The organism is Cellulomonas avistercoris, assembly GCF_014836445.1.
In the GTDB taxonomy this organism is placed as follows: domain Bacteria; phylum Actinomycetota; class Actinomycetes; order Actinomycetales; family Cellulomonadaceae; genus Cellulomonas; species Cellulomonas avistercoris.
This window is the reverse complement of record NZ_JACSQV010000005.1, coordinates 187,477-212,521: the sequence shown is the minus strand read 5'-3', so window position 1 is coordinate 212,521 and position 25,045 is coordinate 187,477. Positions and strand designations below refer to the sequence as shown.

Sequence of the window (25,045 nt, the reverse complement as noted above, 5' to 3'; positions counted from 1 at the left end):
GCGCGTGGTCCGGCGCGCACGGCTGCGGATCGGCTCGCTCGTCGGCCTCGTCATCGCGGCGCTGCTCGGCCTGGCCGGCGCGATCTCCTACGGCGTCCTGCTGCACAGCCAGGAGCGTCAGATCGACGGTGAGCTCGGCTGGGGCATCGAGCACGGCACCATCGCCGGGCCGCCCGCGTGCAGCTGGATCATCACGTACGACGGCACCACCGTCGACACCGGCGTGGCCGCGCCGCCCGACGGGTTCCCCCTGGGTGACGCGCTCATCGAGGTCCACGCCACCGGCGCGACCCAGGACGCGCGGATCGCGCAGGACGGCACCGTCTACCACGTGCGCACCGCGAGGCAGGGAGACGAGGTCGTCCAGGCCGTCTTCGACGCCCGGTTCCAGCTCGCCGACCGGCGCCACCTGCTCATCGCCTTCGCCGTCGCCGCCGCCGCGGGTGCGCTCGCGGCGGTCGTCAGCGGCGTCGTCGTCGGCCGCCGCGCCGTCGCCCCGCTGGCCGAGGCCCTGCACCGCCAGCGCCGCTTCGTCGCCGACGCGAGCCACGAGCTGCGCACCCCGATCGCGCAGGTCCACGCACGCGCGCAGCTGCTCGTGCGACGCGCCCGCGCCGCCGACGACGACGTGCAGGCGCGCGACCTCGACCGGCTCGTCGCGACGACCCGGCGGCTGGGCGAGATCGTCGACGAGCTGCTCATGTCCGCGCGGCTGAGCTCCGCGCACGACACCGCGGCCACGCGGCCCGACAGCACCCAGGTGGACGTCGCCGCGCTCGTCGAGGAGGCCGTCGCGGCCGACACGGCACGGGCGCTCGAGCGCGGCGTCACCGTCATCGCGCTCACCGACCCCGGCCTGCCGCGCGTGCGCGGCGTCGAGTCCGCGCTGCGACGCGTCGTCGCCGAGCTCCTCACCAACGCGCTGTCCCACACGCCGCCCGGTGGTCAGGTCGCGGTCCGTGCGGCCGCGGCCGAGCAGGGGCGCGTCGTGGAGGTCGTCGTCCTGGACACCGGCGAGGGCTTCGACCCCGAGGACGCCGAGCGCCTCTTCGACCGCTTCCACCGCGGCCCGGGCAACGACGAGCGCCGCTTCGGCCTGGGCCTGGCGCTGCTGCGCGAGGTCGTCACGAGCCACGGTGGCACGATCCACGCCGTCTGCGACACGGGCGTGGGCGCGACCTTCACGGTCCGGCTCCCGGCGTCGCCCGTGCACGGTGCCGCGCCCGCGCCGACGGGGACCCGTGACGACGAGGCGCACACCCCCGCACGGCTCTGACGCCGGCGGGGGGTGGGGCGGATGAGCCAGCCGGTACGCCGGGTTCTGTCCCCGCGCGCGGTCTCCCCCGCGCGGGTGGCGACCATCCATCTACGACGTACGTTGCCGCACGCCTCCAGCGGCCTACCCGGGAGCTCGGGCGGGCAACCCTCAAACGCTCCCTGTCTGGCCTTGCTCCGGGTGGGGTTTGCCGAGCCGCACCGGTCACCCGGCACGCTGGTGGGCTCTTACCCCACCGTTTCACCCTTACCGCGCCGTCCCGGCGAGCCGGTCCGTCGTGGCGGTCTGTTCTCTGTGGCACTTTCCCGCGGGTCACCCCGGGTGGGCGTTACCCACCACCCTGCCCTACGGAGCCCGGACGTTCCTCGGCAGGACCCGAGGGTCCTGACGCGGCCGCCTGGCTGACTCATCCGCGCCGGTCAGCCTACCCGTGTCACACGTCGACGCGGTACGTCAGGCTCAGCTCGTCGCCCGCGACGCCCCGGATCCCCCAGTGCGTGGGCGGGCTCTCGAGCACGACGACCTCCAGGTCGTCGGCCGCGAGGCCGAGCGCGGGGGCGACATCGTCGAAGAACGCCGCGATCAGCGCGCGGACGGCGCCGGGGCTGCGGCCCGTGAAGCACACGACCTCGACCACGAGGTACTCGTGCGAGCGCGGCGCGACGAGGTCCTCGTCGTCGAGCAGCAGGAAGCGGTGGAACCGCTTGTCCTGCGGCAGCCCCCACGCCGCGACGAGCGCGCCGTGGACCGCGTCGGACACCTCCTGGCGGCGCGCCGCCCACACCGAGCGGCGGCCGTACAGCTTCACCTGTGCCACGTCCCACACCTTCCACGCGCCGGATGCCCGGGGCGCACACCGTACCCTCGTGCGGTGCTCGTGCTCCTGCCGCCCTCCGAGGGCAAGACGCCCGCACCCGCCACCGCTCCCCCGCTGGACCTGGCGGCGCTGTCCCACCCCGGCCTGACGCCCGTGCGCGAGAAGGTGCTCGACGCGCTCGTCGACGTCAGCGCCCGCCCGGACGCGTGCGACGTGCTGGGCGTCTCGCCCGGCTTGGCCGAGGAGGTCGCACGCAACGTCCGGCTGCGCTCGGCACCGGCGGCCCGGGCGTCGCGCGTGTACAGCGGCGTGCTGTACGGCGCGGCCGGTCTCGACGCGCTCACGCCCGCGGCACGGGCGCGTGCCGTCGCGAGCGTGCGCGTCGTGTCCGCCCTGTGGGGGGTCCTGACGGTGGACGACGTCGTGCCCGCGTACCGGCTGTCGATGGGGACGGACCTGCCCGGCATCGGCCCGCTCGCCGCCGCGTGGCGCGGCCCGCTGGGCGTCGAGCTCGCCGCACGTGCCGCCGACGACCTCGTGGTCGACTGCCGGTCCGCGACCTACCGCGCCGCGTGGACGCCCCCGACGGGTGCGCCGTGGGTGGAGGTGCGGGTGCTGCGCGAGGTCGACGGTCGACGGTCCGTGGTCTCGCACCACGCCAAGCACACACGCGGCGTCCTGACGCACCACCTCGTGACGCGCCGCGGTCGCGAGCCGCGCGACGCCGACGAGCTCGCGCACGCCGCGAGCGCCCTGGTCGGCGACGCGCTGCACGCCGTGGAGCTCGCCCCGGCGCCGCGCCGCGGCGCCCGCACGCTCTCGCTCGTCGTCACCTAGGCCTGCGGGCCGTCGGGGCCCTCAGTGCTGCCGCGTCACCAGCCCTCGCTGGGCGCACCCGCGACCGCGATCTCGTCGCGACGGTCCGCGAAGAGCCGCACGATGCTCACCGACGCGGGCGCGACCCGCAGCTGGCTCCAGGTCCCGGGGTGGGCGCCCATCGTCACGCCGAGCGCCGCACGGATCGCGACGGCGTGCGACACCACGACCACCGTGCGGGGGCCGCCCTCGCGCAGCGCGTCCAGCCCGCGGCGCAGCCGCACGCCGACGTCCGCGATGGACTCGCCGCCGGGCGGGCGCAGGTGCCCGTCGGTGTGCCACGGCTCGAGCAGCCCCGGCCAGCGCTCCTCGATCTGCTCGGCCGTCAGCCCCTGCCACTGCCCGAAGTCGGCCTCCTGGAACGCAGCGTCGGTCCGCACCGGCAACCCCAGCCGGGCCGCCATGACCGCCGCGGTCTCCTGCGTCCGCACCATGGGCGAGGCGACGATCTCGCTCGGGTCGTCGACGTCGCCCCACAGGTCGTGCCCGACGCGGTGGACCAGCGCGGCAGCCGCGGCCGCCTGCGTGCGTCCGACCTCGTCGAGCGGCGGTCCCGGCTCCGAGGAGCCCGAGTACCCGCGCGAGACGGTCATCGTGGTCTGCCCGTGGCGCACCAGGACGACCGTCGTGGGCTCGTCGTCGTCGAACCGCGGGGCCGTCCCCGACGGGCGCACGGCACGCCGCCGCCCGGCCTGCGGGGCCGCGGACGCGGCCCCCGCCCCGGCAGGGTCGACGCGGTCGCCTGCGAGCGGCTCGGCGGGCGAGCGCCCGGCGCCAGCGGCCCCGCCGGGACGGTCGGGACGGTCGGGGTCGTGCGCGGGAGTGCTGGTCACCCCCGCAGTCTTCGCCCCGCGGGGCCGGGGGTCCAGCCGGCGGACCCGCTCAGGCGTCGGTGAGACGGACCAGGATGCGGCCGCACTCCTCGCAGCGGACGACGGCGTCGACCGGGCGCGCACGGATCGCCTCGATGTCCAGGGGGTTCAGCTCCAGGCGGCACCCCTCGCACCGGGTCCCGCGCAGCGCCGCGGCGCCGCTGCCGCCCAGCTGGCCACGCAGCCGCTCGTAGAGCGCGACGAGGCCCGCGTCGAGCCCGTCGGCTGCGCGCTCGCGCTCGGCGCGCACGCGGCCCGCCTCGGCGTCGATCTCCGCGTACCCGGCGTCGCGCTCCGCGACGACCTTCTCGCGGTCGGCGACGAGCGCGCCCTGCGCCTGCTCGAGGTCGCGCAGCACGGCCTCGTGCGCCTCGAGGCGCTCCATGACCTCGAGCTCGACGTCCTCGAGGTGCGACTGCCGGGCCGCGAGGCTCGCGAGCTCGCTCGTCAGCGCCTGCGCGTCCTTCGCACCCACCTGGCCGCCGTCGAGACGCTGCTGGTCCCGCACGGCGCGGCCGCGCACCTGGGCCACGTCGGCCTCGGCCTTCGCGAGCTCGGTCCGCAGGTCCGACGCCGCCGTGCGGGACGTCACGAGCGCGGAGTCGAGGTCCGCGAGCTGCGCGTCGAGCTCGACGATCCGCGCGAGCGCCGGCAGCGAGCGCCGCTTGTGGGCGAGCTGCGAGAGGCGGGTGTCCAGGTCCTGGACGTCGAGGAGTCGGCGCTGGTCTGCGGCGGGGGCGCTCGTCACGTGGTGGTTCCTTCCGGCGGGGACGTCTGCGGCACGTGACCCGTCCACGGGTCGGTGCGCCGCGTGCTGACGCGGGTCTCCACCGTAGTGCCCGCGGCCGCCAGGTCCGCCCGCAACGCGTCGGCGGCGCGCGGGAGCCAGAGCCACTCGGACGCGGAGTGCGCCAGGTCCACGAGCGCCGGGCGCGGCGGACCGTCCCCGGCCTCGAACGCCGCGCGCTCCTGCTGCTCCGACGCCGGGTGGTGGCGCAGGTCCGCGGTGACGTACGCGTCCACGTCGGCGGCGCGCACGGCGTCGAACAGCGAGTCCCCCGAGCCGCCGAGCACCGCGACGCGCCGCACGGGCATGTCGGGGTCGCCGGCGTACCGCACGCCCTGGGCCGTCGCGGGCACGGCGCGTGCGACGGCCGCGGCGAACGCGTGCAGCGGCAGCGGCGTCGGCAGCGTGCCGACCCGCCCCAGGCCCGTCCGCCCCGGCAGCGCGGCCGCCTCGAGGACGTCGAACGCCGGCTCCTCGTACGGGTGGGCGGCGCGCATCGCGGCGACGACGCGGCCACGCAGGTGGCGCGGCGCGACCATCTCGACACGCGCCTCCGCGACCGTCTCCCGGCGCCCGACCGCACCCACGGCCGGCGACGCGCCCGGCAGGGGCGTGAACGTCCCCTCGCCGGTCGTCGTCCAGGCGCAGCGCGCGTACGCGCCCACCTGCCCGGCACCCGCCTCCGCGAGCGCGTCGACCAGCGCGTCGGCCGCGGCGACGGGCACCATGACGACGTGCTTGTCGAGCGCGGGCGCGTCGGCCGGGACGAGCGGCTCGGTCCCGACCAGTCCCACGGCGTCCGCGAGCGCCTCCGCCACCCCGCCGTGCGCCGCGTCGGCGTTGGTGTGCGCCGTGTAGAGCCCGCAGCCCGCGCGCACGAGCCGGTGCAGCAGCGCGCCCTTGTAGGTCGTGGCCGCGACCGAGTGGACGGGCCGCAGCAGCAGCGGGTGGTGCGTGACCAGCAGGTCCGCGTCCCACGCGAGCGCCTCGTCCACGACCGCGGCGACCGGGTCGACCGCCAGCAGCACGCGGCGCACCGGTGCCGCGGGGTCACCGGCCGCGAGCCCCACGCGGTCCCAGGACTCGGCGGTGCGCGGGGGGTAGCGGGCCTCGAGCGCGGCGACGACCTCGGCGAGCGTCGCGGTCACGGCAGCACGAGCGCCTTCGTGCACGTGCGCTCGTCCATCGCGCGGTACGCGTCGGCGATGTCGTCGAGCCCGAAGGTCGCGTCGAAGACCAGGCCGGGCTCGATGGTGCCGGCCCACACGTCCGGCAGCAGCCCCTCGATGTAGCCGCGCACCGGGGCGACGCCGCCGACGACGCCCTTGTTGGCGGAGAACATCGTCTGCACGGACAGCTCCGGCCCCCCGGCAGGGACCCCCACGAACCCGACGCGCCCGCCCGGTCGCACCGTGGCCAGCGCCTGGGCCATCGACTCCCGGGTGCCCACGCACTCCAGCACGCCGTGGGGTCCGACGCCGCCGAGCAGGTCGACGACGGCCGCCGCCCCCTCGTCGCCGCGCTCGGTCACCACGTCGGTCGCGCCGAACCGCCGCGCGAGGGCCTGGCGTGCGGGGTTGCGGGAGAACGCGACGATCCGCTCGGCGCCGAGGCGGCGCGCGGCGATGATGCCGCACAGGCCGACGGCGCCGTCACCGACGACCGCGACGACCGAGCCGGCCCGGACGCCCGCGGACAGCGCCGCGTGGTGGCCGGTGCCCAGGACGTCGGTGAGCGTCAGCACGTGCGGCAGCAGCGCGGCGTCGGGGTGCTCGGGGGCCACGACGAGGGTGCCGTCGGCCAGCGGCACGCGCACGTACTCGCCCTGCGCACCGTCCGACGGGATGCCCTCGTGGTCCGGCGACCCCCACCACGCGACCTGCTCGCACGACGTGTGCACGCCGTCGCGGCAGTGCACGCACGTGCCGTCGCTGATCGAGAACGGTGCGACGACGAAGTCACCCACGCCCACCCGCCGGACGTCGGCGCCGACCTCCTCGACGACGCCCACGAACTCGTGACCCGTCCGGTGCGGCTCGCCCGGGTCCCGCACGCCGCGGTAGCCCCACAGGTCGGAGCCGCACACGCAGGTCGCGACGACGCGGACGACGGCGTCGGTGGGGCGCTGGACGACGGGGTCGGGCACCTGCTCGACGCGCACGTCGTGGGGGCCGTGGATGACGGTGGCTCGCACACCGGAAGCCTACGGCGCGACCGCCTGCGTCCGCCCGCGACCGGGTGGCGGCGGACGTGCCAACGGTCACCGGCGCGCCGGTAGGCTGACCGACCGCAAGGGCCTGTAGCTCAGTTGGTCAGAGCGCCGCGCTTACACCGCGGAGGTCGCCGGTTCGAGACCGGCCGGGCCCACCCACGCATCACGTCACGCCTCACGGCGGGCATCACGCCGACAGCGCCGCCAGTGCCTGACGGTAGGCGGACAGCGGGCGCGCCTGCCCGCGGGGGTTCACGACGCTCCAGCGCAGCACCCCGTCGGCGTCGACGAGGAACGAGCCACGCAGCGCGTGCCCGGTGGCCTCGTCGAAGACCCCGTAGGCGCGGGCCGCCTCGCCGTGCGGCCAGAAGTCGGAGAGCAGGTCGAACCCGAAGCGCTCCTGCTCCGACCACGCCCGCAGGGTGAACATCGGGTCGCAGGACACGGCGAGCAGCCGCACGCCGGCGTCGTCGAAGGCGGCGATGTCGTCCCGCAGCTCGCAGAGCTCACCCGTGCAGATGCCGGAGAACGCGAACGGGAAGAACACCACCGCCACCGGCGTGCCGCGCAGCTCCGCGAGCGCGACGGGCGTGCCGTGCGTGTCGGGGAGCGTCAGCCCAGGGGCGCGCGTCCCGACCTGCGGGACGCCCGCACCGCTCACTTCCCGCGGCCTCGGGAGGACAGACGTGTCGCGGACCAGTCCGGACCGATCGAGAACGTCGACATCGCGTGGAGCCCGGACGTCGTGGCCGCCTCCTCGATGTCGGAGTGCGACACGTGACCCGGACGACCCGCCTTGGGCGAGAAGACCCAGATGGGGCCGCTGTCCTCGAGCACGCTCGTCGCGTCGACCAGGGCGTCGGTGAGGTCGCCGTCGTCCTGCCGGAACCAGATGACCGCACCGTCGGTGACGTCGTCGTAGTCCTCGTCGACGAGCTCGGTGCCCGTCACGGCCTCGATCCCCGTACGGACGTCGGCGTCGACGTCGTCGTCGTAGTTGAGCTCCTGGATCACCTGCCCGGCTGTGAAGCCGAGGCGGGCGACCGCCTGCGTCGCGGAGTCGTCCGCGGTGGATGACACGTCGGCCCGTTCCCTTCTCCCCCGGTGCGCCGCACTGTTCGCGGACCCACCTGTCGATGTCGGCACACGTTAGCCCACCGCAGCGCAGGGGGCGCTGGCAAGAGGCGGATCGGCACGCGTGTCACGGACGTCACGCCGCGCAACCGGGGCCACGGTGTGACTTTCGGCCCCCGACGGACCGAGAATGGTGCAACTACCCGCAACCGCACCCGCTCACCACGCGCTGGTCGCCGGCTGCAGGCACTGGAGCGTGCTGGGGCGCCACGAGGCGCCGGGCGCGCACGAGACGCGAAGGAGCACCGGTGGCTTCCATCGACGAGACGGGTCCGCTCATCGGCGGCCTGCTCAGCCAGGTCCCCGACATCGACCCGGAGGAGACCGGTGAGTGGCTCGAGTCCCTCGACGGGCTGATCGAGGACAAGGGCGGTCCGCGGGCCCGGTACGTGCTCATGAACCTGCTGCGGCGCGCACGCGAGCGCAACGTCGCGATCCCGGCGTCGCTCAACACGCCGTACGTGAACACCATCGCGGTGCACAACGAGCCGTACTTCCCCGGCGACGAGGCCATGGAGCGCCGCTACCGGTCGTGGATCCGCTGGAACGCGGCCGTCATGGTGACGCGCGCCCAGCGGCCCGGCGTGGCCGTCGGCGGGCACATCTCGTCGTACGCGTCCGTCGCGACGCTGACCGAGGTCGGCCTCAACCACTTCTTCCGCGGCAAGGACCACCCGGGCGGCGGTGACCAGGTCTACTTCCAGGGTCACGCGTCCCCGGGCGTCTACGCGCGGGCGTTCCTCGAGGGCCGGCTCTCCGAGCACCAGCTCGACGGGTTCCGCCAGGAGATGTCCCACCCCGGCGGCGGGCTGCCGTCGTACCCCCACCCGCGGCTGGCACCCGAGCTGTGGGAGTTCCCCACGGTCTCGATGGGCCTCGGCCCGGCCTCGGCCATCTACCAGGCGTGGACGAACAAGTACCTGCACAACCGCGGGATCAAGGACACCAGCCAGCAGGACGTCTGGGCGTACCTCGGCGACGGCGAGATGGACGAGCCCGAGTCGCGCGGCATGCTCCAGCACGCCGCGCAGCAGGGCCTGGACAACCTCACGTTCGTCGTCAACTGCAACCTGCAGCGTCTCGACGGCCCGGTCCGCGGCAACGGCAAGATCATCCAGGAGCTCGAGGCCCAGTTCCGCGGTGCGGGCTGGAACGTCATCAAGGTCATCTGGGGCCGCGAGTGGGACACGCTGCTCAACGCCGACAAGGACCGCGCGCTGGTCCACCTGATGAACACGACGCCCGACGGCGACTTCCAGACGTACCGCGCCGAGAACGGCGCGTTCATCCGCGAGCACTTCTTCGGTCGGGACCCGCGCACCAAGCAGCTGGTCGAGAAGATGACCGACGACGAGATCTGGGCGCTCAAGCGCGGCGGGCACGACTACCGCAAGCTCTACGCGGCCTACAAGGCGGCCCGTGAGCACACCGGTCAGCCGACCGTGATCCTCGCGCACACGATCAAGGGCTACGGCCTGGGCTCGGGCTTCGCCGGTCGCAACGCGACGCACCAGATGAAGAAGCTCAAGCTCGACCAGCTCAAGACGCTGCGCGACTCGCTGCACATCCCGATCACGGACGAGCAGCTCGAGGCCGACCCGTACCTGCCGCCCTACTTCCACCCGGGGCCCGAGGACGAGGCGATCCGCTACATGCTCGAGCGCCGGCGCCAGCTCGGCGGGTTCGTCCCCGAGCGTCGCACCGAGCACACGAAGCTCACGCTCCCGGGCGACAAGGTCTACGAGGGCCTGGCCAAGGGCTCGGGCACGCAGGAGGTCGCCACGACCATGGCGCTCGTGCGCCTGTTCAAGGACCTCGTCAAGGACAAGGAGTTCGGCCACCGCCTGGTGCCGATCATCCCCGACGAGGCGCGCACCTTCGGCCTGGACTCGATCTTCCCGAGCGCGAAGATCTTCAACACCAACGGCCAGAACTACATGGCCGTGGACCGTGAGCTCATGCTCTCGTACAAGGAGTCCGAGGCCGGGCAGATCATGCACACCGGCATCAACGAGGCCGGTTCCGCGGCCGCGTTCCAGTCGGTGGGCACCTCCTACGCGACGCACGGCGAGCCGCTCGTCCCGTTCTACTTCTACTACTCGATGTTCGGGTTCCAGCGCACCGGCGACCAGTTCTGGGCCGCCGGTGACCAGATGGCGCGCGGGTTCCTCATCGGCGCCACCGCGGGGCGGACCACGCTCACGGGCGAGGGGCTGCAGCACGCCGACGGCCACTCGCCGCTGCTCGCGGGCACCATGCCGCACGTCGTGCACTACGACCCGGCGTACGGCTACGAGATCCGCCACATCGTGCGCGACGGCATCGAGCGCATGTACGGCGAGACGGCGGACGGCCGCGACAAGGACGTCATCTACTACCTGACGGTCTACAACGAGCCGATGGTCCAGCCGGCCGAGCCGGAGGGCGTCGACGTCGAGGGGATCCTCAAGGGGATCCACCTGATCGCGCCGGCGCAGGGCGACGGGCCGCGCGCCCAGATCCTCGCGTCGGGCGTCGCGGTGCCGTGGGCGCTCGAGGCGCAGCACCTGCTGGCCGAGGACTGGGGCGTGCGTGCCGCGGTCTGGTCGGTGACGAGCTGGAACGAGCTGCGTCGTGAGGCGCTCGCCGCCGAGCAGCAGGCGTTCCTGCACCCGGGCGACGGGATCCGCACGCCGTACCTGACGCAGAAGCTGCAGGGTGCCGAGGGGCCGTTCGTCGCCACGACGGACTTCGACCACCTCGTGGCCGACCAGGTGCGCGCCTGGGTGCCGGGTCGCTACGCCACGCTCGGGGCCGACGGGTTCGGCTTCTCGGACACGCGTGCGGCGGCGCGCCGGCACTTCAAGATCGACGGACCGTCGACGGTCGTCCGCGTGCTGCAGCAGCTCGTCCTGGAGGGCAAGGTGGACGCGTCGCTCCCCGCCCAGGCCATCGAGCGCTACCGGCTGTACGACGTCACGGCCGGCACGTCCGGCAACACCGGTGGGGACTCCTGACCTCCCGCTGACACGAGGACGCCCCCGGCCGTACGGCCGGGGGCGTTCGTGCGTCTGCACGGGACCTGCGGGCGGGACGCCCGGCAGCCCGTGACGGTCAGGTGCCGGGGATGGCCTGCTCGGCCTGCGCGATCTCGATCCTGAGCTCGTCCTTCAGCGCCGCGATCGCGGCCTGGTCCGGGTAGAGCTCGAGCGACGACAGGTGCTGCTTGGCCTCGAGCGGGCGCTCGGCGGCGATCGCCGCACGGACGAGCTCGCGCGCGACCTCCGGCACGTGCTCGCGCGGTCGCCAGTGGCCGACGCCGAGGTTGAGGGCCTCGACCGGCTGGCCCGCCTCGCACAGCAGCGCGATGCCCTGCACGAGCGCCTGGCCCGACGGGTCGCGCTCGGCGGCCGTCGTGAGCCGGCGGATGGTGCCCTCGTGGTCGTCGCGCACGGACAGGCGCGCCACCTCGATGAGCGGGTACCAGGCGCGCGGGTTGCCCGCGAGCTCCTCGCCGAGCGACCACACGGCCAGGTCGGCGGCGTGCTGCCGCTCGTGCTCGACGTTCGGTGCCGTCAGGGGGTCCTCCTCGGGGACGGACTCGGCGGCACGGCGACGGACGATCTCGGCGAGGGCGAGGAACGCCCGCTCGTTGTTCGGATCGTCGCTCAGCATGGAACGCAGCGCGTCCTCATGGAGGGTGTCGCCACGCCGCGAGGCCGTCGTGGGGCGACGCGCCCCGACCTTGGAGGCCGAGGAGGGTCGCCGCATGAGCTGGCGCAGGCGGGGCAGAAGAGCCATGCGGCGACCCTATCCGCTCCGTTCCTCGCGCACCTGTCCGACGGGGCCGTCGACGCGCCTGCGCGGCACCTCGGACTTGTGGGCTTCCCACAACCTGACCCTATGCTCGGGTCATGGCGACGCCCCCCAGGACGCCGGCGGCGCGCTCGCCCCGCCGCTCCCCCGCGCCCGCACGGGACGCAGCCGGCCCCGGTGGGCCCGGCGACCAGAGCGAGACGCAGCGGCGGGTGCGCGACGGCACCGGGCTGCTGTCCGCTGCCGCGATGCGCCGGCTCGACGACGACCTGGAGTGGTACCGGGCCCTGCCGGCCGAGGACCGCTCGTGGGTCAACCTGGTCGCGCAGGCCGGGATCACGGCCTTCGTCACCTGGTACGCCGACCCGTCGCGTCCGCCGCACGCGGTCAGCGAGATCTTCGCCGCCGCGCCCCCCGAGCTGACGCGGTCGATCTCGCTGCAGCACACGCTGCAGCTCGTGCGGGTCGTGGTCGACGTCGTGGAGACCCACTCCGACCGGCTGGCCGCCCCGGGCGCCGAGCGCGAGCTGCGCGAGGCGGTGCTGCGCTACTCGCGCGAGGTGGCGTTCTCCGCGGCGGAGGTCTACGCACGGGCAGCCGAGGTGCGGGGCGCGTGGGACGCTCGGCTCGAGGCGCTCGTGGTCGACGCACTGGTCCGCGGTGACGTCGACGACGCCCTGCGCTCGCGCGTGGCGGCGCTCGGCTGGGGTGGCCGCGGCTCGACGCTCGTCGTCGTGGGTACCGCCGGCGCGCACATGGACGAGGTGCGTGCCGCGGACCTGCGACGGGCCACGCGACGGGCCGCCGACGACGCGCTCGTCGGCATCCTGGGTGACCGCCTGGTGGTGTTCCTCGGTGGCGAGGGCGACCTGCGGGCCGCGGCGATGACGCTGCTCCCGCGGTTCGGCCCCGGTCCCGTCGTGATCGGCCCGACCGCCGCGGGCCTCGCGGAGGCGACGAGGTCGGCGCGGTCCGCCCTGGCGGGGCTGCTCGCCGCGCCGGGGTGGGAGCAGGCCCCCCGCCCGGTGCACGCGGACGACCTGCTGCCCGAGCGCGTGCTCGTCGGCGACGACGACGCGCGTCGTGCGCTCGTCGAGCGCGCCTACGCGCCGCTCGCGGCCAGCCAGGGCTCGCTGCTCGACACCCTCTCCGCCTACCTCGGCGCGGGGCGCTCGCTCGAGGCCGCGGCCCGCACGCTGTACGTGCACCCCAACACCGTCCGGTACCGGCTGCGCCGGGTCTCCGACGTGACCGGATGGGACCCGCTCGACGCGCGCGAGTCGTACGTGCTGCAGGTCGCGCTGGCCGTGGGACGGCTCGACGCCTCCACCGGCTGACGCGCGGTCCGGGGCGCGGGCCCGCACGCCGAGAGGCCCTTTGTGCAGGTCCGACAACCCTGGGTCGTGAGGTTGGTGCGAGCCGTGACCGGGTAGGGGCACCCTCGGACGGCATGGTTGTCGGGTGCTCGTCGTCGCCTGCCCCGGCCAGGGTGCCCAGTCCCCCGGCATGCTCCTGCCCTGGACCGAGATCGACGGCTTCGCCGACGCGCTACGGCACGCCGGCGACGTCGTCGGCATGGACCTGCTCGCGCACGGCACGACGTCGGACGCCGACACGATCCGGGACACGGCCGTCGCGCAGCCCCTGCTGGTCGCCACCGCGCTCGCCACCCTGCGCACGGTCCTGGGCGCCGACGCGGGCACCGACCTCGCCGAGGTCGTCCCCGGTGCGCTGGACGTCGTCGCGGGGCACTCGGTCGGGGAGCTCGCCGCCGCCGCCGCGGCCGGTGTGCTGAGCGACGACGACGCCCTGTCGCTCGTGGCCGTGCGCGGTGCCGCGATGGCGCGCGCCGCCGCCGCGACCCCCACGGGCATGAGCGCCGTGCTCGGCGGCGACCCCGACGCGGTCCTGGAACGCCTGGCGGACCTCGACCTCGTGGCCGCCAACGTCAACGGCGGCGGCCAGGTCGTCGCCGCCGGCACGCTCCCCGCGCTCGCGGCACTCGCCGCCGAGCCGCCGGCGCGCACGCGCGTCGTCGCGCTGCAGGTGGCCGGTGCGTTCCACACGCGCCACATGGCGCCCGCCGTCGAGGAGCTCGCGCGGGCGTCCGCCACGGTCTCCCCGCGCCGCCCCGTCGTGACGCTGCTCGGCAACGCGGACGGCGCCGAGGTCACCGACGGTGCGGACGCCCTCGCGCGCATCGTCGCGCAGGTCGCGCGCCCGGTGCGCTGGGACCTGTGCCAGGCCACGCTCACCCGCCTGGGCGTGACGGCGCTGCTCGAGGTGGCACCCGGCGGCGTCCTGACGGGCCTGGCGCGGCGTACGCTGCCGGGCGTCGAGACCCTCGCACTGAAGTCCCCGGCCGACCTCGACGCCGCGCGCGACCTCGTCCGCCGGCACGCCGGCACCGTCCTCACCGCACAGGAGAGCCCGTCGTGACCCGTCCGACCCTCACGCAGGCCACCGGGCCCGCGCACACCCGCATCCTCGGCCTCGGCGGGGTGCGTGGCGAGCGCGTCGTCACCAACGACGACCTGGTGGGCCCGATCGACTCGTCGGACGAGTGGATCCGTCAGCGCACCGGCATCGTCACGCGCCGCCGTGCGGCCGAGGGCACCGACGTGCTGGACCTGGCGGAGGCCGCGGCCCGCGCCGCCCTCGACGACGCCGGCCTGACCGGCGCCGACGTCGACGCGGTCATCCTGTCCACCGTCACGTACTTCCACCAGACGCCCGCGGGTGCCGCGATCATCGCCGACCGGATCGGCGCGACGCCCGCCGCCGCGTTCGACATCTCCGCCGCGTGCGCCGGGTACTGCTACGGCATCGCGCAGGCCGACGCCCTGGTCCGGGCCGGGACGGCCCGCCACGTCCTGGTGATCGGTGCCGAGAAGATGAGCGAGTTCGTCGACCCGACGGACCGGTCCATCTCGTTCCTCCTCGGCGACGGCGCCGGCGCGGTCGTCATCGGCCCGTCGGACACGCCGGGCATCGGCCCGACCGTCTGGGGCTCCGACGGCGCGCAGGCCCAGGCGATCCGCCAGACGCACTCGTGGCTCGCGACCCGTGACGAGGGCGCCGGCTGGCCGACGCTGCGCCAGGAGGGCCAGTCGGTCTTCAAGTGGGCGGTCTGGCAGATGGCGCCCGTGGCGCAGAAGGCGCTGGACGCCGCCGGCGTCAGCGCCTCCGACATCGAGGCGTTCATCCCGCACCAGGCCAACATGCGGATCATCGACCAGATGATCAAGCAGCTGAAGCTGCCCGAGTCCGTCGTCGTCGGGCGCGACATCGCCGACACCGGCAACACGTCGGCGGCGTCGATCCCGCTCGCGGCCGAGCGGCTGCGGCGCGAGGGGCAGATCCAGCCCGGCGCGCTCGCCCTGCAGATCGGCTTCGGCGCGGGGCTGGTCTACGCCGCACAGGTCGTCGTCCTGCCCTGACCCACCCGGCGGCCGTCGCACGCGCGCCTGTACCGTTCAGCACGTCCCAGCACCACCCGACACGAGGAGACACCCGATGGCCCACAGCGAGCAGGAGATCCTGGCCGGCCTGGCCGAGATCGTCAGCGAGGAGACCGGTCTGCCGACCGACTCCGTCCTGCCCGAGAAGTCCTTCACCGACGACCTCGACATCGACTCGCTGTCGATGATGACGATCGTCACGCTCGCGGAGGAGAAGTTCGACGTCCGCATCCCCGACGACGAGGTCAAGAACCTCGCGACCGTGGGCGACGCCGTGAGCTTCATCGCCGGCGCCCAGGCCTGAGCCTGCGCCGCACCCCGCGTGCACCCGGGCGGTGCGCCGGGCCCCGGGCCGGGCACCCCGCCCCCCCCCCCCCCGCCTGAACCGAGGAGAACACCATGAGCACCGTCCCTGAGGTCGTCGTCACCGGTCTGGGCGCGACCACGCCGCTCGGCGGAGACGTCCCGAGCACGTGGCAGGCCGCGCTCGCCGGTGAGTCCGGTGCGCGCCCCTTCGACAACGACTGGGCCGAGCGGTACGAGATCGCCGTCAACTTCGGGGCGACGCTCAAGGTCCCCGCGGACCAGGTGCTCCCCCGGCCCGAGCTCAAGCGCATGGACCCCTCCGCGCAGTATGCGATCATCGCGACGCGCGAGGCGTGGGCCGACGCGGGCTCGCCCGAGGTGGACGGCGACCGCCTGGGTGCGGTCGTCTCCTCGGGCATCGGCGGCATCTGGACCACGCTCGACGGGTGGGACACGCTCCGGGAGAAGGGCGGCCGTCGCGTGCTGCCCATGACCGTGCCGATGCTCATGCCGAACTCGCCGGTCGCGTACGTGTCCCTGGAGCTCGGTGCCCGTGCCGGTGCCCACGCGCTCGTCTCGGCGTGCGCGTCCGGCGCCGAGGCCATCGCCTACGGCGTCGAGATGATCCGCAACGGCCGCGCCGACGTGGTCGTCGCCGGTGGGACCGAGGCCACGATCCACCCCATGCCGATCGCCGCGTTCGCGGCGTCCCGCACCCTGTCGACCCGCAACGACGACCCCGCCGGCGCCTCCCGCCCCTACGACGTCGACCGCGACGGCTTCGTGATCGGTGAGGGCGCGGGCATCGTGGTCCTCGAGTCCGCCGCGCACGCCGCCGCCCGTGGCGCGCGCGTCTACGGCCGGATCGCCGGCCTGGGCCTGTCGGCCGACGGTTACCACATCACGTCACCCGAACCGTCCGGCGACGGACAGATCCGGGCGATGCGCGCCGCGATCGCGGACGCGGGCGTCGCGACGACCGACGTCGTGCACGTGAACGCGCACGCGACCTCCACCGTGGTCGGCGACCTCATCGAGGCGCGGTCGATCCGGGCGGTCCTGGGCGACGACGCCGACCACGCCGTGCTCTCGGCGACGAAGTCCATGACGGGCCACCTGCTCGGCGGCGCGGGCGCGCTCGAGACGATCTTCACCGTCCTCGCGCTGCACGAGCGCACGGCGCCGCCCACGATCAACGTCGCCAAGCCCGACCCGGAGCTGGTCCTCGACCTCGTCCGCGACGAGCCGCGCGCGCTGCGTGCGGGCCCCGTTGCCGCGGTCAACAACTCCTTCGGGTTCGGGGGCCACAACGTCGCGCTGGTCGTGACCTCCGTCTAGACGCGCGCACCGGCGCTCGCGCCGCGCCCACCGTCCGCCGGGGCTAGCGTCGGACGGGTGAGCACCTCGGAGCAGGACGGCCGCGCGCCGCGCTCCGCGCTGGTACGCCTCTTCGACCAGGCCATGATCGGTGGGCCGGAGGTGCGCACCGTGCACCGCGTCCGAGCGGTCGTCATCCTGCTCGGCGTCCTCGTCCTGCTCGTGGTGGTCGTGCCCGTCGCGATCTCGCGGGTCGGGCGCGACGACGTCGAGCTCGCGGCCGGCGTCGTCTTCGTCGTCGGGCTCGGCGCCGCGGGCTGGTGTGCCGCGGCGTCGGCGAGCACCGGTCCCAGCTCGGTCTGGAAGTCGACGGGGTACTTCATCGGGTCCGCCGCGTACGGTGCGTCCGCGACCGTGGCGCTCATCAACGGGTTGCACACCCCGGTGCGCGGCTCCTAGTCCTGGCCCGTCCCGAACAGCCGGCCCGGCAGCGCGAGCGCGACCCGCGCGCTCCCGTCGGCCCGCAGCTGCACGTACGTGTGCTCGGCGACGCCCTGCAGGACGTCGGGGTCGGCGAGGAAGAGCGCCGTCGCCAGGCCGTCGGCGACCATCGCGCGCTCGCCGACCACCCACGTGGCGACGACCCCGCCGACGGGTGCGCCCGTGCGGGCGTCGAGGACGTGGTGCAGCCCGTCGCCCCAGGAGCGCCGGTCGACCGCGGACGCGCAGAGCGCCGCGTCGCGCAGGTCGACGGCGCCGAGCACACGTCCGGGGTCGCCCGGCACCTGGAGCCCGACCCGCACCACGTCGGGGCCGCGGTGCACCATGTCGCCACCGGCGTCGACGACGTACTCCCCCACGCCGCACGCGCGCAGCTCGGCCGCGACGAGGTCGACGAGCTGGCCCTTGCCGGCCGCGCCGACGTCGAGGAGCACCGGGCGCATCGCGGTCACGGTGAGCGCGCCCTCGTCGCGGCGCGCGCACGTGACCACGTCGCGGGTACGGACGCCACGAGGTGCGGGCAGCGGGGCGCCGGCGGGGCGCAGGCGGTACGTCGCGTCGTAGCCGAGGTGCTCGAGGCTGCGTCCGACGAGCGGCGTCATGGCGCCGTCGGTGCGGTCCTCCAGCACGTCGTACAGGTCGAGGAGCTCCGCCGCGTGGCCGGGCAGGGCGTAGGTGCCGCCGTCCCGTGCCATCGCGGACACGACGGAGTCGGCCCGGAAGCGGGACCAGACGAGGTCGTACGCGTCGACCACCCCGCGGACCCGGTCGAGCGTCGCGTCCGCGAGGGGTGCCGCGGTCTCGACGCACCACCGGGTCCCGATCGCCTCGAACCGGGTCTCAGCGCGGGGCACCGGCCGTGATCCCGCCGCGACCCGCCCGGATGCCGGCGGCCCGCGACCGCCGCCTGCCCGGCTCCTTCCGCCGCGTGCGGGCGGCCTCGACCGGCGCCGGTGCCGCGGCGGCGGGTGCGGCGCCACCCGCGGACCGGTGCGCCGGGCGGCGGCCGTAACCCGTGAAGGTGTCGGTGCGCACCTGGCGGACGCCCACCTCGCGCAGCACGGCCCGCGCCCGGCGCACGAGGTCCGGCGAACCGGAGACGTACGCCGCGCGCCGCGGCAGGTCCGGCATCGCCGTCCGCAGCGCGGCAGCCGTGAGCCGCGTGCCGCGGTGCCAGGTCCAGCGCGGCGGGAGAGCCGGCACCGGTTCCGGCGAGACGATCACGACGCGCGCCCGCGTGCGCGCCAGGCGCCGCAGGTAGGGCGGGGGCATGCCCGTGGGACACACGAGGACCAGCACCATGTCGCGCGGGCCGGCGTGCTCGATCTGGGAGAGGAACGGCGTGACGCCGATCCCGCCGGCGATCATGAGCACGGGACGCGTCGGGTCGTCGGGCAGCAGGAAGTCGCCGCCCACGTAGGTCGCGCGCACGCTCGAGCCGACCGGCGCTGCCATCAGCGCCCGCTTGAACGCCGAGGGCCGGTCCCGCACGGAGAAGGCGACCGCGACGGCGTCCCGGCCGGCCGGCACCAGGGAGAACACGCGACGCCGCCCCCGCCCGTCGGGGCGCATGCGGACGACGTCGATCTCGGCCCACTGCCCGGGCTGCCAGCGCAGGGGCCGCGCGGGACGCAGCAGCACCTCGTGGGCTCCGGGACCGGGCGAGCCGTGGCCCACCACCACGAGCCGCAGCGCGCGCGGCGCGGCGACGAGCGCCGTGAGGACGTTGCCCGCGACGATCGCCAGCTCCGGCGACGTCGAGAGCGGACCGACGGCGAACGGCACACCGGCGAGCCCCCCGACGAGCACCGCGATCACGACACGTTCGCGCCGCCGCGGCGCCTGCGTGAGCGGTTCGACGACCATGAACGCGGCGACCACGAGCACCGGGTGCGAGCCCAGGACGGCCGCGAGCGCGTCGAGGGGTGGCTGACCGGACAGCACGAGGCGCGGCAGGGTCACCGCCAGGTAGGTCAGCCCGTACGCGACCGCCACCGCGGCGGTGCCCGTCCGGCGCAGCACGACCAGGCCCGCCACCAGGACGACCGGCGCGAGCAGCGGCGTCGCCACCCACCACACCGGGGCCGCGGTACCCAGGACGGGCGCGACGACGAGTCCTGCGACCAGGGCGCCGGCGGCGGCGGGGTTGAGCAGGTGACGGCCGCGCCACCGCACGAGCACCTTCGAGAGCCCGGCGGCGGCCCCGACGAGGCCGGCGCCGACGAGGGACTCGAACGTGAGCGCGGGCCAGAGCAGCAGCGCCAGGAGCAGGCCGGTGATGAGCGAGGACTCGACGTGCGCGCGCACCCCGCTGACGAGCGCACCGACGAGGCTCGTCAGCAGCGTGCCGGCCGACGCCGCACCCACCGTGGCCGCCAGCGCGACGGGGTCCACGTCGAGCATGCCGAGGTGGCCCAGCAGCGCCGCCGCGCCGTGCACCGCCAGCAGCGTCAGCGTCGCGGTCCGGTACGCACCGACCCCGCCCAGGAGCCCGTCGAACCGTCCCATCAGCGCGTCACCCGGTCCGTCACCGTCGGGTCCGGCGCGCACCCCTCCGACGCACCGGACCTCTCACGCGCGTGCATCGCGCACCGCCCTCTCGAGCGCCGCCATGAACCCGGCACCCGTCGAGGACGATCCGGCGAGCCGGTCGACCGCGACCTCGTCCAGCGTGCGACCCACCACGGAGTCCACCACCGCGGACGCGAACCGCTCCTGGAACCGCAGGGACGTCGCGTTCGTCGCCGCCGGGTCGACGCGGACGCCCGTGACGACCCCGTCCGCCAGGACGACCGTCACGTCGATCTGCTGCCGCCCGCCCGGCGTCTCGTAGCTGCCGCTGCCGCTGTACGTCCCGTCCGCGGCGGGCGCGAGGGGGGTGTGCCCTGCGCGGGGCTCCGCGGCGGGCCGTGCGTCGGCGGGGGCGGCGACGGTGCACCCGGTCAGCGCGAGGCCGGCACCCAGTCCGGCGGCGACCCGCAGGGTGGGGCGCGACCGACGTCGTGCGGGCATCGGCGTCCTCCGCGGGTGCTCGACGCACCGCACCGCGGTCCGTCTCCCCCCGGATGGCTCGGCGCACTCCGGTGGACCCGGGACGCGAGGGGGACGCTAGCCGAGCGCGTGCCCGGCCCGGTCCCCCCGCCCGACGTTCAAAACGTTTCACAACGCGGACGGGGCGGGCCGTCCACCCGAACGGTGGACCCGCCCGCCCCGGTGCCGTGGGTCAGCCGACGCGGTGCAGCCAGCGCACGGGCGCGCCCGCCCCGGCGTAGCGGAACGGCTCGAGCTCGTCGTCCCACGCCTGGCCGAGCGCGAGGTCGAGCTCGGCCCGCAGCCGGTCGGGGTCGGCGGCGTGCTCGAGGGCCGCACGGATCCGGTCCTCGGGGATCACGACGTTGCCGTGGACGTCCGTGGCGGCGTGGAAGATGCCGAGCTCGGGCGTGTGGCTCCACCGCGAGCCGTCGACGCCGGCGCTGGGCTCCTCCGTCACCTCGTACCGCAGGTGCGCCCAGCCGCGCAGCGCGGACGCGAGCCGCGCACCCGTCCCGGGCGCCGCCTGCCACGACAGCTCGGCGCGGTAGAAGGTGGGGCCAGCCGGCTGGGGTGTCCAGTCCAGGCTGACGCGCGCGCCCAGCGCGTTGCCTGCCGCCCACTCGACGTGGGGGCAGAGCGCGCGCGGCGCGGAGTGCACGAAAAGTACACCGCGGGTGATAGCACCGGCCATGTCGTCCTCCCGGAAGGGCTCGAGGGTCGCCTTCCCCAACGACCTCGCCCCTGATCGGGAACGTCACCAGCACAGATGCAGCGCACGCGGCGTGCACGGCACAGGATGCCCCATCCGCTCCCGCAGGTCCAGCGGACGCGCTGGGCGGACCTAGAGGTGCTCGCGCACCGCGCGCATCGCCTTCTTGCGCACCGAGCGCTCGAGCCGGTCCAGGTAGAGCATGCCGTCGAGGTGGTCGACCTCGTGCTGCAGGCAGCGCGCCATCAGCTCGGTGCCCTCGACGACGACCTCGCGGCCGTCGAGGTCGGTGCCCACCACGCGCGCGTACCAGGCGCGGTGCGTCGGGAACCACAGGCCGGGCACCGACAGGCAGCCCTCGTCGCCGTCCTGGTACTCGTCCTCGGACACCTCGACGATGACCGGGTTGAGCACGTAGCCGATCTCGTCGTCGATGTTCCAGGAGAACGCCCGCAGGCTGACGCCGATCTGGTTCGCGGCGAGGCCGGCACGCCCCTCCACGTCGACGGTCTCGAGGAGGTCCTCGACCAGCGAGCGGACACGGTCGTCGATCGTCGTGACGGGGTCGCAGGGGGTGCGCAGCACCGGGTCGCCGACGATGCGGATCTCACGCAGAGCCATGCCCTGATCCTTTCACGTCGCAGCGACCCGGCGAGCCGCGCCCGCGACGATGCCCGATGACCGGGCGCACGCAGCACGACGCCGGTGGTGAACAGGTCACCACCGGCGTCGGCGTCGTGGATGCGTCGTCGTTGACGGCGCGGGGATCACTCCCCCGCGCGCTGCTGCGGGACGCCGGTCAGGAGCTGGCGCACCTCGGCCTCGTGGAAGCGGCGGTGGCCACCGAGGGTGCGGACCGCGGAGAGCTTGCCGGCCTGCGCCCAGCGCGTCACCGTCTTGGGGTCGACGCGGAAGAGGACCGCGACCTCACCCGGGGTGAGGAGAGCGCCCTGCGTGAGCGGGGCCTCGGAGAGGGTGGTGTGAACAGCCATGGCTGGTACTCCTTCGTCGTTCGGTAGCTCGGCTGACCCCGTGGGCCCCGTGGCTTTGCGTCCCCACCTTGCGGCGGGTTTGCCCTTTGTCGCTGACATCCCCGACTATGCCCCGATCTGGACAACTGTGCAAGAAGCGTCGCCATGCCAGATCTGTCCGGACCGGGTGAAAAGTCACAGCCTGCCGAACCGGGACCTAACGCCACAGTAGCCACCGAATGCCACCAGGCCCGCCGCGACGAGCAGCAGGAGCACCGGTCCCGCCGGGGCGTCGCGGAGCGTCTGGAGGGCACCGTCGAGACCGGACGCCTCCTGGGGGTTCGCGGTGGCCGCCGCCAGGACGAAGAGCACGCCCACGATCGTCAGCGCGAGCCCCTTCGCGGCGTAGCCCACGACGCCCGCCCGGCGCGCGACCCGGCCGGCCGTCCCGCTCGGGAGCCGGTTCAGGTCCTCGAGGAACTTCTTCGTCAGCCCCTTGTAGACGTGGTAGACGCCGACGACGACGACACCGACACCGACGGCCCCGACGAGCAGCCGACCACCCGGGGACTGCATGATCTCGGCGGTGGCGCTCTGCGTGCGGCCCCCGCCCGACGCGCCGCGCACCACGGAGTACGCGGTCGCGGCGAGCGCGAGGTACACGACCGCCTTCGCCCCCGCCTTGACCCGGTCTCCCGTCTCACCGGCGGCACCGCTGATCGCGGCCGCCGCCTGCCACGCCGCGAGCGCGACGAAGGCGACCACGGCGACCCACAGCACCACGGCACCGAACGGCGTCGCCGCGATCGCCGTGAAGGCCCCGGACTCGTCCGCGCTCCCCCCGGACGACCCCAGCGCGAGCTGCGCCGCGAGCACCCCGATCAGCACGTGCAGCAGCCCGCTGGCGGCGTAGCCCGCCCGTGCCCCCAGCTCCCACGCGCCCTGCGGGGACCTCGTCGCGACCGTGGCCATGACACCTCCTCGACACGGGCTCCCCGTCCCGACGTCCGTCGGTGCCCGCCAGAGATGGTGGCAGCGCTCCGGGTGATCGGCATCCGGAAGCGCCCGTCACGGCCCGCGGCCCGCGCGGCCCTGTCGATCGGTGGGGCGCGAGATCGTCATGCTGACGACGGGGTGCCCACCCCGCCCGCGACCCGGACGACGGGCGCGTCCTACGCTGTCGACGAGGTCGGCCGCACGTCCCAGGAGGACGCCATGCGCTACACGCTGCTGCTGCACTACCCCGAGCTGACGCCCGAGGAGCTCGGACCCGACGGCATCGCCCACGGGCAGCAGGCCTTCACCGCCTACGCCGCCACGCTGCAGGCCGCGGGCGTCCTCGTCGGCGCCGAGGTCCTGCAGCCGTCCGTGGCGACCACCACGGTGCGCTCCGTGGACGGCGTCCTGCAGGTGCAGGACGGCCCGTTCGCCGACACCAAGGAGCAGCTCGGGGGGACGTTCGTCATCGACGTCCCGGACCTCGACGCGGCGCTGGCCTGGGCCCGGCAGGCGCCGTCCGTGACGTGGGGTCCCGTCGAGGTGCGCCCCGGCGCGCTGCACACGGTGGACGGCTCCTGGGTCCCCAGCGCGTGAGCGCGGACGAGGCCCGGGCGGCCGCCGAGCGCGCCGCCCGGGACTCGTACGGCCGCCTGCTGGCGCTGCTCGCGGCGGCGGCCGGTGACGTCGCGCTCGCGCAGGACGCGCTCTCGACGGCGTTCGAGCAGGCGCTGCGTACCTGGCCGTCCGCCGGCGTGCCGCGCAACCCCGACGGCTGGCTCCTCACCGTCGCCCGGCACCGCGTCCGTGACGTCTGGCGCTCCGCCGCGCACCGCACGTCCGTCCCGCTGGACGAGACCGTCGCCGCCTCGACGACCGACCCCCTCGCCGACCTCGACCCGGACGCGGTCCCCGACCGCCGGCTGGCCCTGCTCCTCGTCTGCGCGCACCCCGCGATCGCGCCGGAGGTGCGCACCCCGCTGATGCTGCAGGCGGTGCTGGGCCTGCAGGCCGCGCAGGTCGCCCGGCTGTTCTCGGTGCCGCCCGCGACGATGGCGCAGCGCCTGGTGCGGGCCAAGCGGCGCATCGCCACGGCTCGGGTCCCCTTCGTCGTGCCCGGCCGGTCCGAGCTGGTCGAGCGCCTGCCGGCGGTCCTCGAGGCCGTCTACGGCGCCGCCGCGGCGACCTGGCGCCAGGACGGGCGTGGTCTGGCGGGCGAGGCGCAGCACCTCGCGGTCGTGCTCGCCACGCTCCTGGAGGACGACGCCGAGGCGTGGGCCCTGGCGGCGCTCGTCACGTTCGCGCTGGCACGGCGCAGCACGGGCCCGTTCGTCCCGCTGGACGAGCAGGACGCGACGGCGTGGCGCGGCGACCTCGTCGCCGAGGGCGAGGCGTACCTGCGTCGGGCCGAGGGGCCGGGGGTGCCGGGCCGGTTCCGGCTGGAGGCCGCGATCCAGGCCGTGCACTGCGACCGGCGGCGCACGGGCGTCACCGACTGGCCGGCCCTGCGGCTGCTGTACCTCGCGCTCGACGCCGTGGCCCCGAGCCTCGGTGCGCGGGTCGCCCTCGCGGCGGTCGTCGGCCGGCTCGACGGGCCGGACGCGGGGCTCGCGGCGCTCCCGCCCGAGCCGGTCCCGGCGTTCCAGCCCTGGTGGGCCACGCGTGCGGCGCTGCTCGCCCGCACGGACCGCCACGACGAGGCGACGGCCGCCTACCGGCGCGCGGCCGACCTGGCCGGCGACGTCGACGTGCGCGACCACCTGCTCGGCCGTGCGCGGGAGGCCGCGGACCGCCGAGGCGCTCCGGTAACCTCCACCTGATCAGGGGCCAGTAGCTCAGTCGGTCAGAGCAGCGGACTCATAATCCGTCGGTCGTGGGTTCAAGCCCCACCTGGCCCACCGCTGCGACCTGCGCGAACGGTCGCGGGACCGCCGCGAGGCCGTCCGGGTGCAGCCCGCGCCGCGCACCCCTAGGGTCTCGCC

Annotated in this window: 26 protein-coding genes, 2 tRNA genes, 1 other RNA gene and 1 riboswitch; of the genes, 13 read left to right on the top strand and 16 right to left on the bottom strand. The window is 75.2% G+C overall.

From position 1 onward, the window contains the following. The first annotated feature begins 4 nt into the window (after positions 1-4). Complete coding sequence (locus tag H9657_RS07950; RefSeq protein ID WP_318241374.1) at positions 5-1,276, top strand: sensor histidine kinase; 1,272 nt, start codon at positions 5-7, stop codon at positions 1,274-1,276. A gap of 18 nt (positions 1,277-1,294) precedes the next feature. Here H9657_RS07950 and rnpB read toward each other — a convergent pair. Both rnpB and H9657_RS07940 read right to left on the bottom strand, forming a co-directional pair. Next, positions 1,295-1,685, bottom strand: an RNA gene (gene rnpB, locus H9657_RS07945) — RNase P RNA component class A. A 24-nt stretch (positions 1,686-1,709) separates the two neighbouring features. Continuing rightward, complete coding sequence (locus H9657_RS07940) at positions 1,710-2,093, bottom strand: tautomerase family protein (RefSeq protein WP_191782122.1); 384 nt, start codon at positions 2,091-2,093, stop codon at positions 1,710-1,712. A gap of 54 nt (positions 2,094-2,147) precedes the next feature. Between H9657_RS07940 and H9657_RS07935 the strand changes: the two genes are divergently transcribed. Beyond that, positions 2,148-2,930 (top strand): YaaA family protein, encoded by a 783-nt coding sequence (locus H9657_RS07935; protein ID WP_191782120.1) that lies wholly within the window; start codon positions 2,148-2,150, stop codon positions 2,928-2,930. A 35-nt stretch (positions 2,931-2,965) separates the two neighbouring features. Here H9657_RS07935 and H9657_RS07930 read toward each other — a convergent pair whose 3' ends face one another. The 4 genes from H9657_RS07930 to H9657_RS07915 are packed head-to-tail and all read right to left on the bottom strand — an operon-like array spanning position 2,966 to position 6,822. Beyond that, complete coding sequence (locus tag H9657_RS07930; RefSeq protein WP_191782118.1) at positions 2,966-3,802, bottom strand: histidine phosphatase family protein; 837 nt, start codon at positions 3,800-3,802, stop codon at positions 2,966-2,968. A gap of 49 nt (positions 3,803-3,851) precedes the next feature. Further along, entirely contained in the window at positions 3,852-4,589 is a 738-nt protein-coding gene (locus H9657_RS07925; protein WP_191782116.1) for a zinc ribbon domain-containing protein, read from the bottom strand. Beyond that, the gene (locus tag H9657_RS07920) at positions 4,586-5,776 is read right to left on the bottom strand and encodes a Nif3-like dinuclear metal center hexameric protein (protein ID WP_191782115.1); all 1,191 of its coding nucleotides are present in this window, start codon (positions 5,774-5,776) and stop codon (positions 4,586-4,588) included. Before H9657_RS07920 ends, H9657_RS07925 begins: the two co-directional genes overlap by 4 nt. After that, complete coding sequence (locus H9657_RS07915) at positions 5,773-6,822, bottom strand: zinc-dependent alcohol dehydrogenase family protein (protein WP_191782113.1); 1,050 nt, start codon at positions 6,820-6,822, stop codon at positions 5,773-5,775. The genes H9657_RS07920 and H9657_RS07915 overlap by 4 nt, the downstream gene beginning before the upstream one ends. Before the next feature lie 99 nt (positions 6,823-6,921). Between H9657_RS07915 and H9657_RS07910 the strand changes: the two genes are divergently transcribed. Further along, a tRNA-Val gene (locus H9657_RS07910) sits at positions 6,922-6,995 on the top strand. Between the two features lie 32 nt (positions 6,996-7,027). Here H9657_RS07910 and H9657_RS07905 read toward each other — a convergent pair. Continuing rightward, positions 7,028-7,501, bottom strand: a complete 474-nt coding sequence (locus tag H9657_RS07905) for a peroxiredoxin (RefSeq protein ID WP_191782111.1) — start codon at positions 7,499-7,501, stop codon at positions 7,028-7,030. Then, positions 7,498-7,920: a DUF3052 domain-containing protein gene (locus H9657_RS07900; protein WP_191782109.1), complete on the bottom strand. Its 423-nt coding sequence runs from the start codon at positions 7,918-7,920 to the stop codon at positions 7,498-7,500. The genes H9657_RS07905 and H9657_RS07900 overlap by 4 nt, the downstream gene beginning before the upstream one ends. A 302-nt stretch (positions 7,921-8,222) precedes the next feature. Here H9657_RS07900 and aceE point away from each other — a divergent pair, with 302 nt between their 5' ends. Further along, complete coding sequence (aceE, locus tag H9657_RS07895) at positions 8,223-10,970, top strand: pyruvate dehydrogenase (acetyl-transferring), homodimeric type (protein WP_191782107.1); 2,748 nt, start codon at positions 8,223-8,225, stop codon at positions 10,968-10,970. Between the two features lie 97 nt (positions 10,971-11,067). Here aceE and H9657_RS07890 read toward each other — a convergent pair whose 3' ends face one another. Beyond that, positions 11,068-11,754, bottom strand: a complete 687-nt coding sequence (locus H9657_RS07890; RefSeq protein ID WP_191782105.1) for a hypothetical protein — start codon at positions 11,752-11,754, stop codon at positions 11,068-11,070. 113 nt (positions 11,755-11,867) lie between these two features. On the opposite strand from H9657_RS07890, the gene H9657_RS07885 reads away from it, so the two are divergent. The 6 genes from H9657_RS07885 (at position 11,868) to H9657_RS07860 (ending at position 17,312) form a co-directional block, all read left to right on the top strand. Further along, positions 11,868-13,106: a PucR family transcriptional regulator gene (locus tag H9657_RS07885; RefSeq protein ID WP_191782103.1), complete on the top strand. Its 1,239-nt coding sequence runs from the start codon at positions 11,868-11,870 to the stop codon at positions 13,104-13,106. Between the two features lie 124 nt (positions 13,107-13,230). After that, entirely contained in the window at positions 13,231-14,208 is a 978-nt protein-coding gene (locus H9657_RS07880) for an ACP S-malonyltransferase (RefSeq protein WP_191782101.1), read from the top strand. Continuing rightward, complete coding sequence (locus H9657_RS07875) at positions 14,205-15,209, top strand: beta-ketoacyl-ACP synthase III (RefSeq protein ID WP_191782099.1); 1,005 nt, start codon at positions 14,205-14,207, stop codon at positions 15,207-15,209. Before H9657_RS07880 ends, H9657_RS07875 begins: the two co-directional genes overlap by 4 nt. A 76-nt stretch (positions 15,210-15,285) precedes the next feature. Next, entirely contained in the window at positions 15,286-15,534 is a 249-nt protein-coding gene (locus H9657_RS07870; RefSeq protein WP_013117379.1) for an acyl carrier protein, read from the top strand. A gap of 95 nt (positions 15,535-15,629) precedes the next feature. Further along, positions 15,630-16,874, top strand: a complete 1,245-nt coding sequence (locus H9657_RS07865; RefSeq protein WP_191782097.1) for a beta-ketoacyl-[acyl-carrier-protein] synthase family protein — start codon at positions 15,630-15,632, stop codon at positions 16,872-16,874. Positions 16,875-16,931: 57 nt separating this feature from the next. Beyond that, positions 16,932-17,312 carry a hypothetical protein gene (locus H9657_RS07860; RefSeq protein WP_191782095.1) on the top strand — a complete coding sequence of 127 codons (381 nt, stop codon included), beginning with the start codon at positions 16,932-16,934 and terminating at the stop codon, positions 17,310-17,312. On the opposite strand, the gene H9657_RS07855 is transcribed toward H9657_RS07860, so the two are convergent. From H9657_RS07855 to H9657_RS07825, 7 genes are all read right to left on the bottom strand, one after another. Further along, the gene (locus H9657_RS07855) at positions 17,309-18,208 is read right to left on the bottom strand and encodes an FAD:protein FMN transferase (RefSeq protein ID WP_191782093.1); all 900 of its coding nucleotides are present in this window, start codon (positions 18,206-18,208) and stop codon (positions 17,309-17,311) included. The genes H9657_RS07860 and H9657_RS07855 overlap by 4 nt on opposite strands. Further along, positions 18,195-19,862, bottom strand: coding sequence for an FAD-dependent oxidoreductase (locus H9657_RS07850; protein ID WP_191782091.1), 1,668 nt, complete (start codon positions 19,860-19,862; stop codon positions 18,195-18,197). Before H9657_RS07850 ends, H9657_RS07855 begins: the two co-directional genes overlap by 14 nt. Before the next feature lie 63 nt (positions 19,863-19,925). Then, entirely contained in the window at positions 19,926-20,366 is a 441-nt protein-coding gene (locus H9657_RS19020) for an FMN-binding protein (protein ID WP_225214857.1), read from the bottom strand. A gap of 211 nt (positions 20,367-20,577) precedes the next feature. Continuing rightward, positions 20,578-21,078 carry a DUF3145 domain-containing protein gene (locus H9657_RS07840; RefSeq protein ID WP_191782089.1) on the bottom strand — a complete coding sequence of 167 codons (501 nt, stop codon included), beginning with the start codon at positions 21,076-21,078 and terminating at the stop codon, positions 20,578-20,580. Between the two features lie 150 nt (positions 21,079-21,228). After that, positions 21,229-21,717, bottom strand: a complete 489-nt coding sequence (def, locus tag H9657_RS07835; RefSeq protein ID WP_191782087.1) for a peptide deformylase — start codon at positions 21,715-21,717, stop codon at positions 21,229-21,231. A 146-nt stretch (positions 21,718-21,863) separates the two neighbouring features. Further along, positions 21,864-22,088, bottom strand: a complete 225-nt coding sequence (locus H9657_RS07830) for a BldC family transcriptional regulator (protein ID WP_191782085.1) — start codon at positions 22,086-22,088, stop codon at positions 21,864-21,866. Between the two features lie 19 nt (positions 22,089-22,107). After that, positions 22,108-22,182, bottom strand: a riboswitch (cyclic di-GMP riboswitch). 80 nt (positions 22,183-22,262) lie between these two features. Further along, positions 22,263-23,039, bottom strand: coding sequence for a DUF1206 domain-containing protein (locus H9657_RS07825; protein ID WP_191782083.1), 777 nt, complete (start codon positions 23,037-23,039; stop codon positions 22,263-22,265). Positions 23,040-23,282: 243 nt separating this feature from the next. On the opposite strand from H9657_RS07825, the gene H9657_RS07820 reads away from it, so the two are divergent. The 3 genes from H9657_RS07820 (at position 23,283) to H9657_RS07810 (ending at position 24,961) form a co-directional block, all read left to right on the top strand. Beyond that, positions 23,283-23,660, top strand: coding sequence for a YciI family protein (locus H9657_RS07820; protein ID WP_191782081.1), 378 nt, complete (start codon positions 23,283-23,285; stop codon positions 23,658-23,660). Next, the gene (locus tag H9657_RS07815; protein ID WP_191782079.1) at positions 23,657-24,883 is read left to right on the top strand and encodes an RNA polymerase sigma factor; all 1,227 of its coding nucleotides are present in this window, start codon (positions 23,657-23,659) and stop codon (positions 24,881-24,883) included. Before H9657_RS07820 ends, H9657_RS07815 begins: the two co-directional genes overlap by 4 nt. Before the next feature lie 4 nt (positions 24,884-24,887). Beyond that, positions 24,888-24,961 (top strand) — tRNA-Ile (locus H9657_RS07810). The last annotated feature ends 84 nt before the right edge of the window (positions 24,962-25,045 follow it).

What these genes read in the sequence shown, in the direction of transcription:
- H9657_RS07865 (WP_191782097.1), top strand. Translation starts at nt 15,630, where the DNA reads ATGAGCACCGTCCCTGAGGTCGTCGTCACCGGTCTGGGCGCGACCACG.
- H9657_RS07870 (WP_013117379.1), top strand. Translation starts at nt 15,286, where the DNA reads ATGGCCCACAGCGAGCAGGAGATCCTGGCCGGCCTGGCCGAGATCGTC.
- H9657_RS07820 (WP_191782081.1), top strand. Translation starts at nt 23,283, where the DNA reads ATGCGCTACACGCTGCTGCTGCACTACCCCGAGCTGACGCCCGAGGAG.
- H9657_RS07840 (WP_191782089.1), bottom strand. Translation starts at nt 21,078, where the DNA reads ATGGCCGGTGCTATCACCCGCGGTGTACTTTTCGTGCACTCCGCGCCG.
- H9657_RS07885 (WP_191782103.1), top strand. Translation starts at nt 11,868, where the DNA reads ATGGCGACGCCCCCCAGGACGCCGGCGGCGCGCTCGCCCCGCCGCTCC.
- H9657_RS07850 (WP_191782091.1), bottom strand. Translation starts at nt 19,862, where the DNA reads ATGGGACGGTTCGACGGGCTCCTGGGCGGGGTCGGTGCGTACCGGACC.
- def (WP_191782087.1), bottom strand. Translation starts at nt 21,717, where the DNA reads ATGGCTCTGCGTGAGATCCGCATCGTCGGCGACCCGGTGCTGCGCACC.
- H9657_RS07825 (WP_191782083.1), bottom strand. Translation starts at nt 23,039, where the DNA reads ATGGCCACGGTCGCGACGAGGTCCCCGCAGGGCGCGTGGGAGCTGGGG.
- H9657_RS07830 (WP_191782085.1), bottom strand. Translation starts at nt 22,088, where the DNA reads ATGGCTGTTCACACCACCCTCTCCGAGGCCCCGCTCACGCAGGGCGCT.
- H9657_RS07890 (WP_191782105.1), bottom strand. Translation starts at nt 11,754, where the DNA reads ATGGCTCTTCTGCCCCGCCTGCGCCAGCTCATGCGGCGACCCTCCTCG.
- H9657_RS19020 (WP_225214857.1), bottom strand. Translation starts at nt 20,366, where the DNA reads ATGCCCGCACGACGTCGGTCGCGCCCCACCCTGCGGGTCGCCGCCGGA.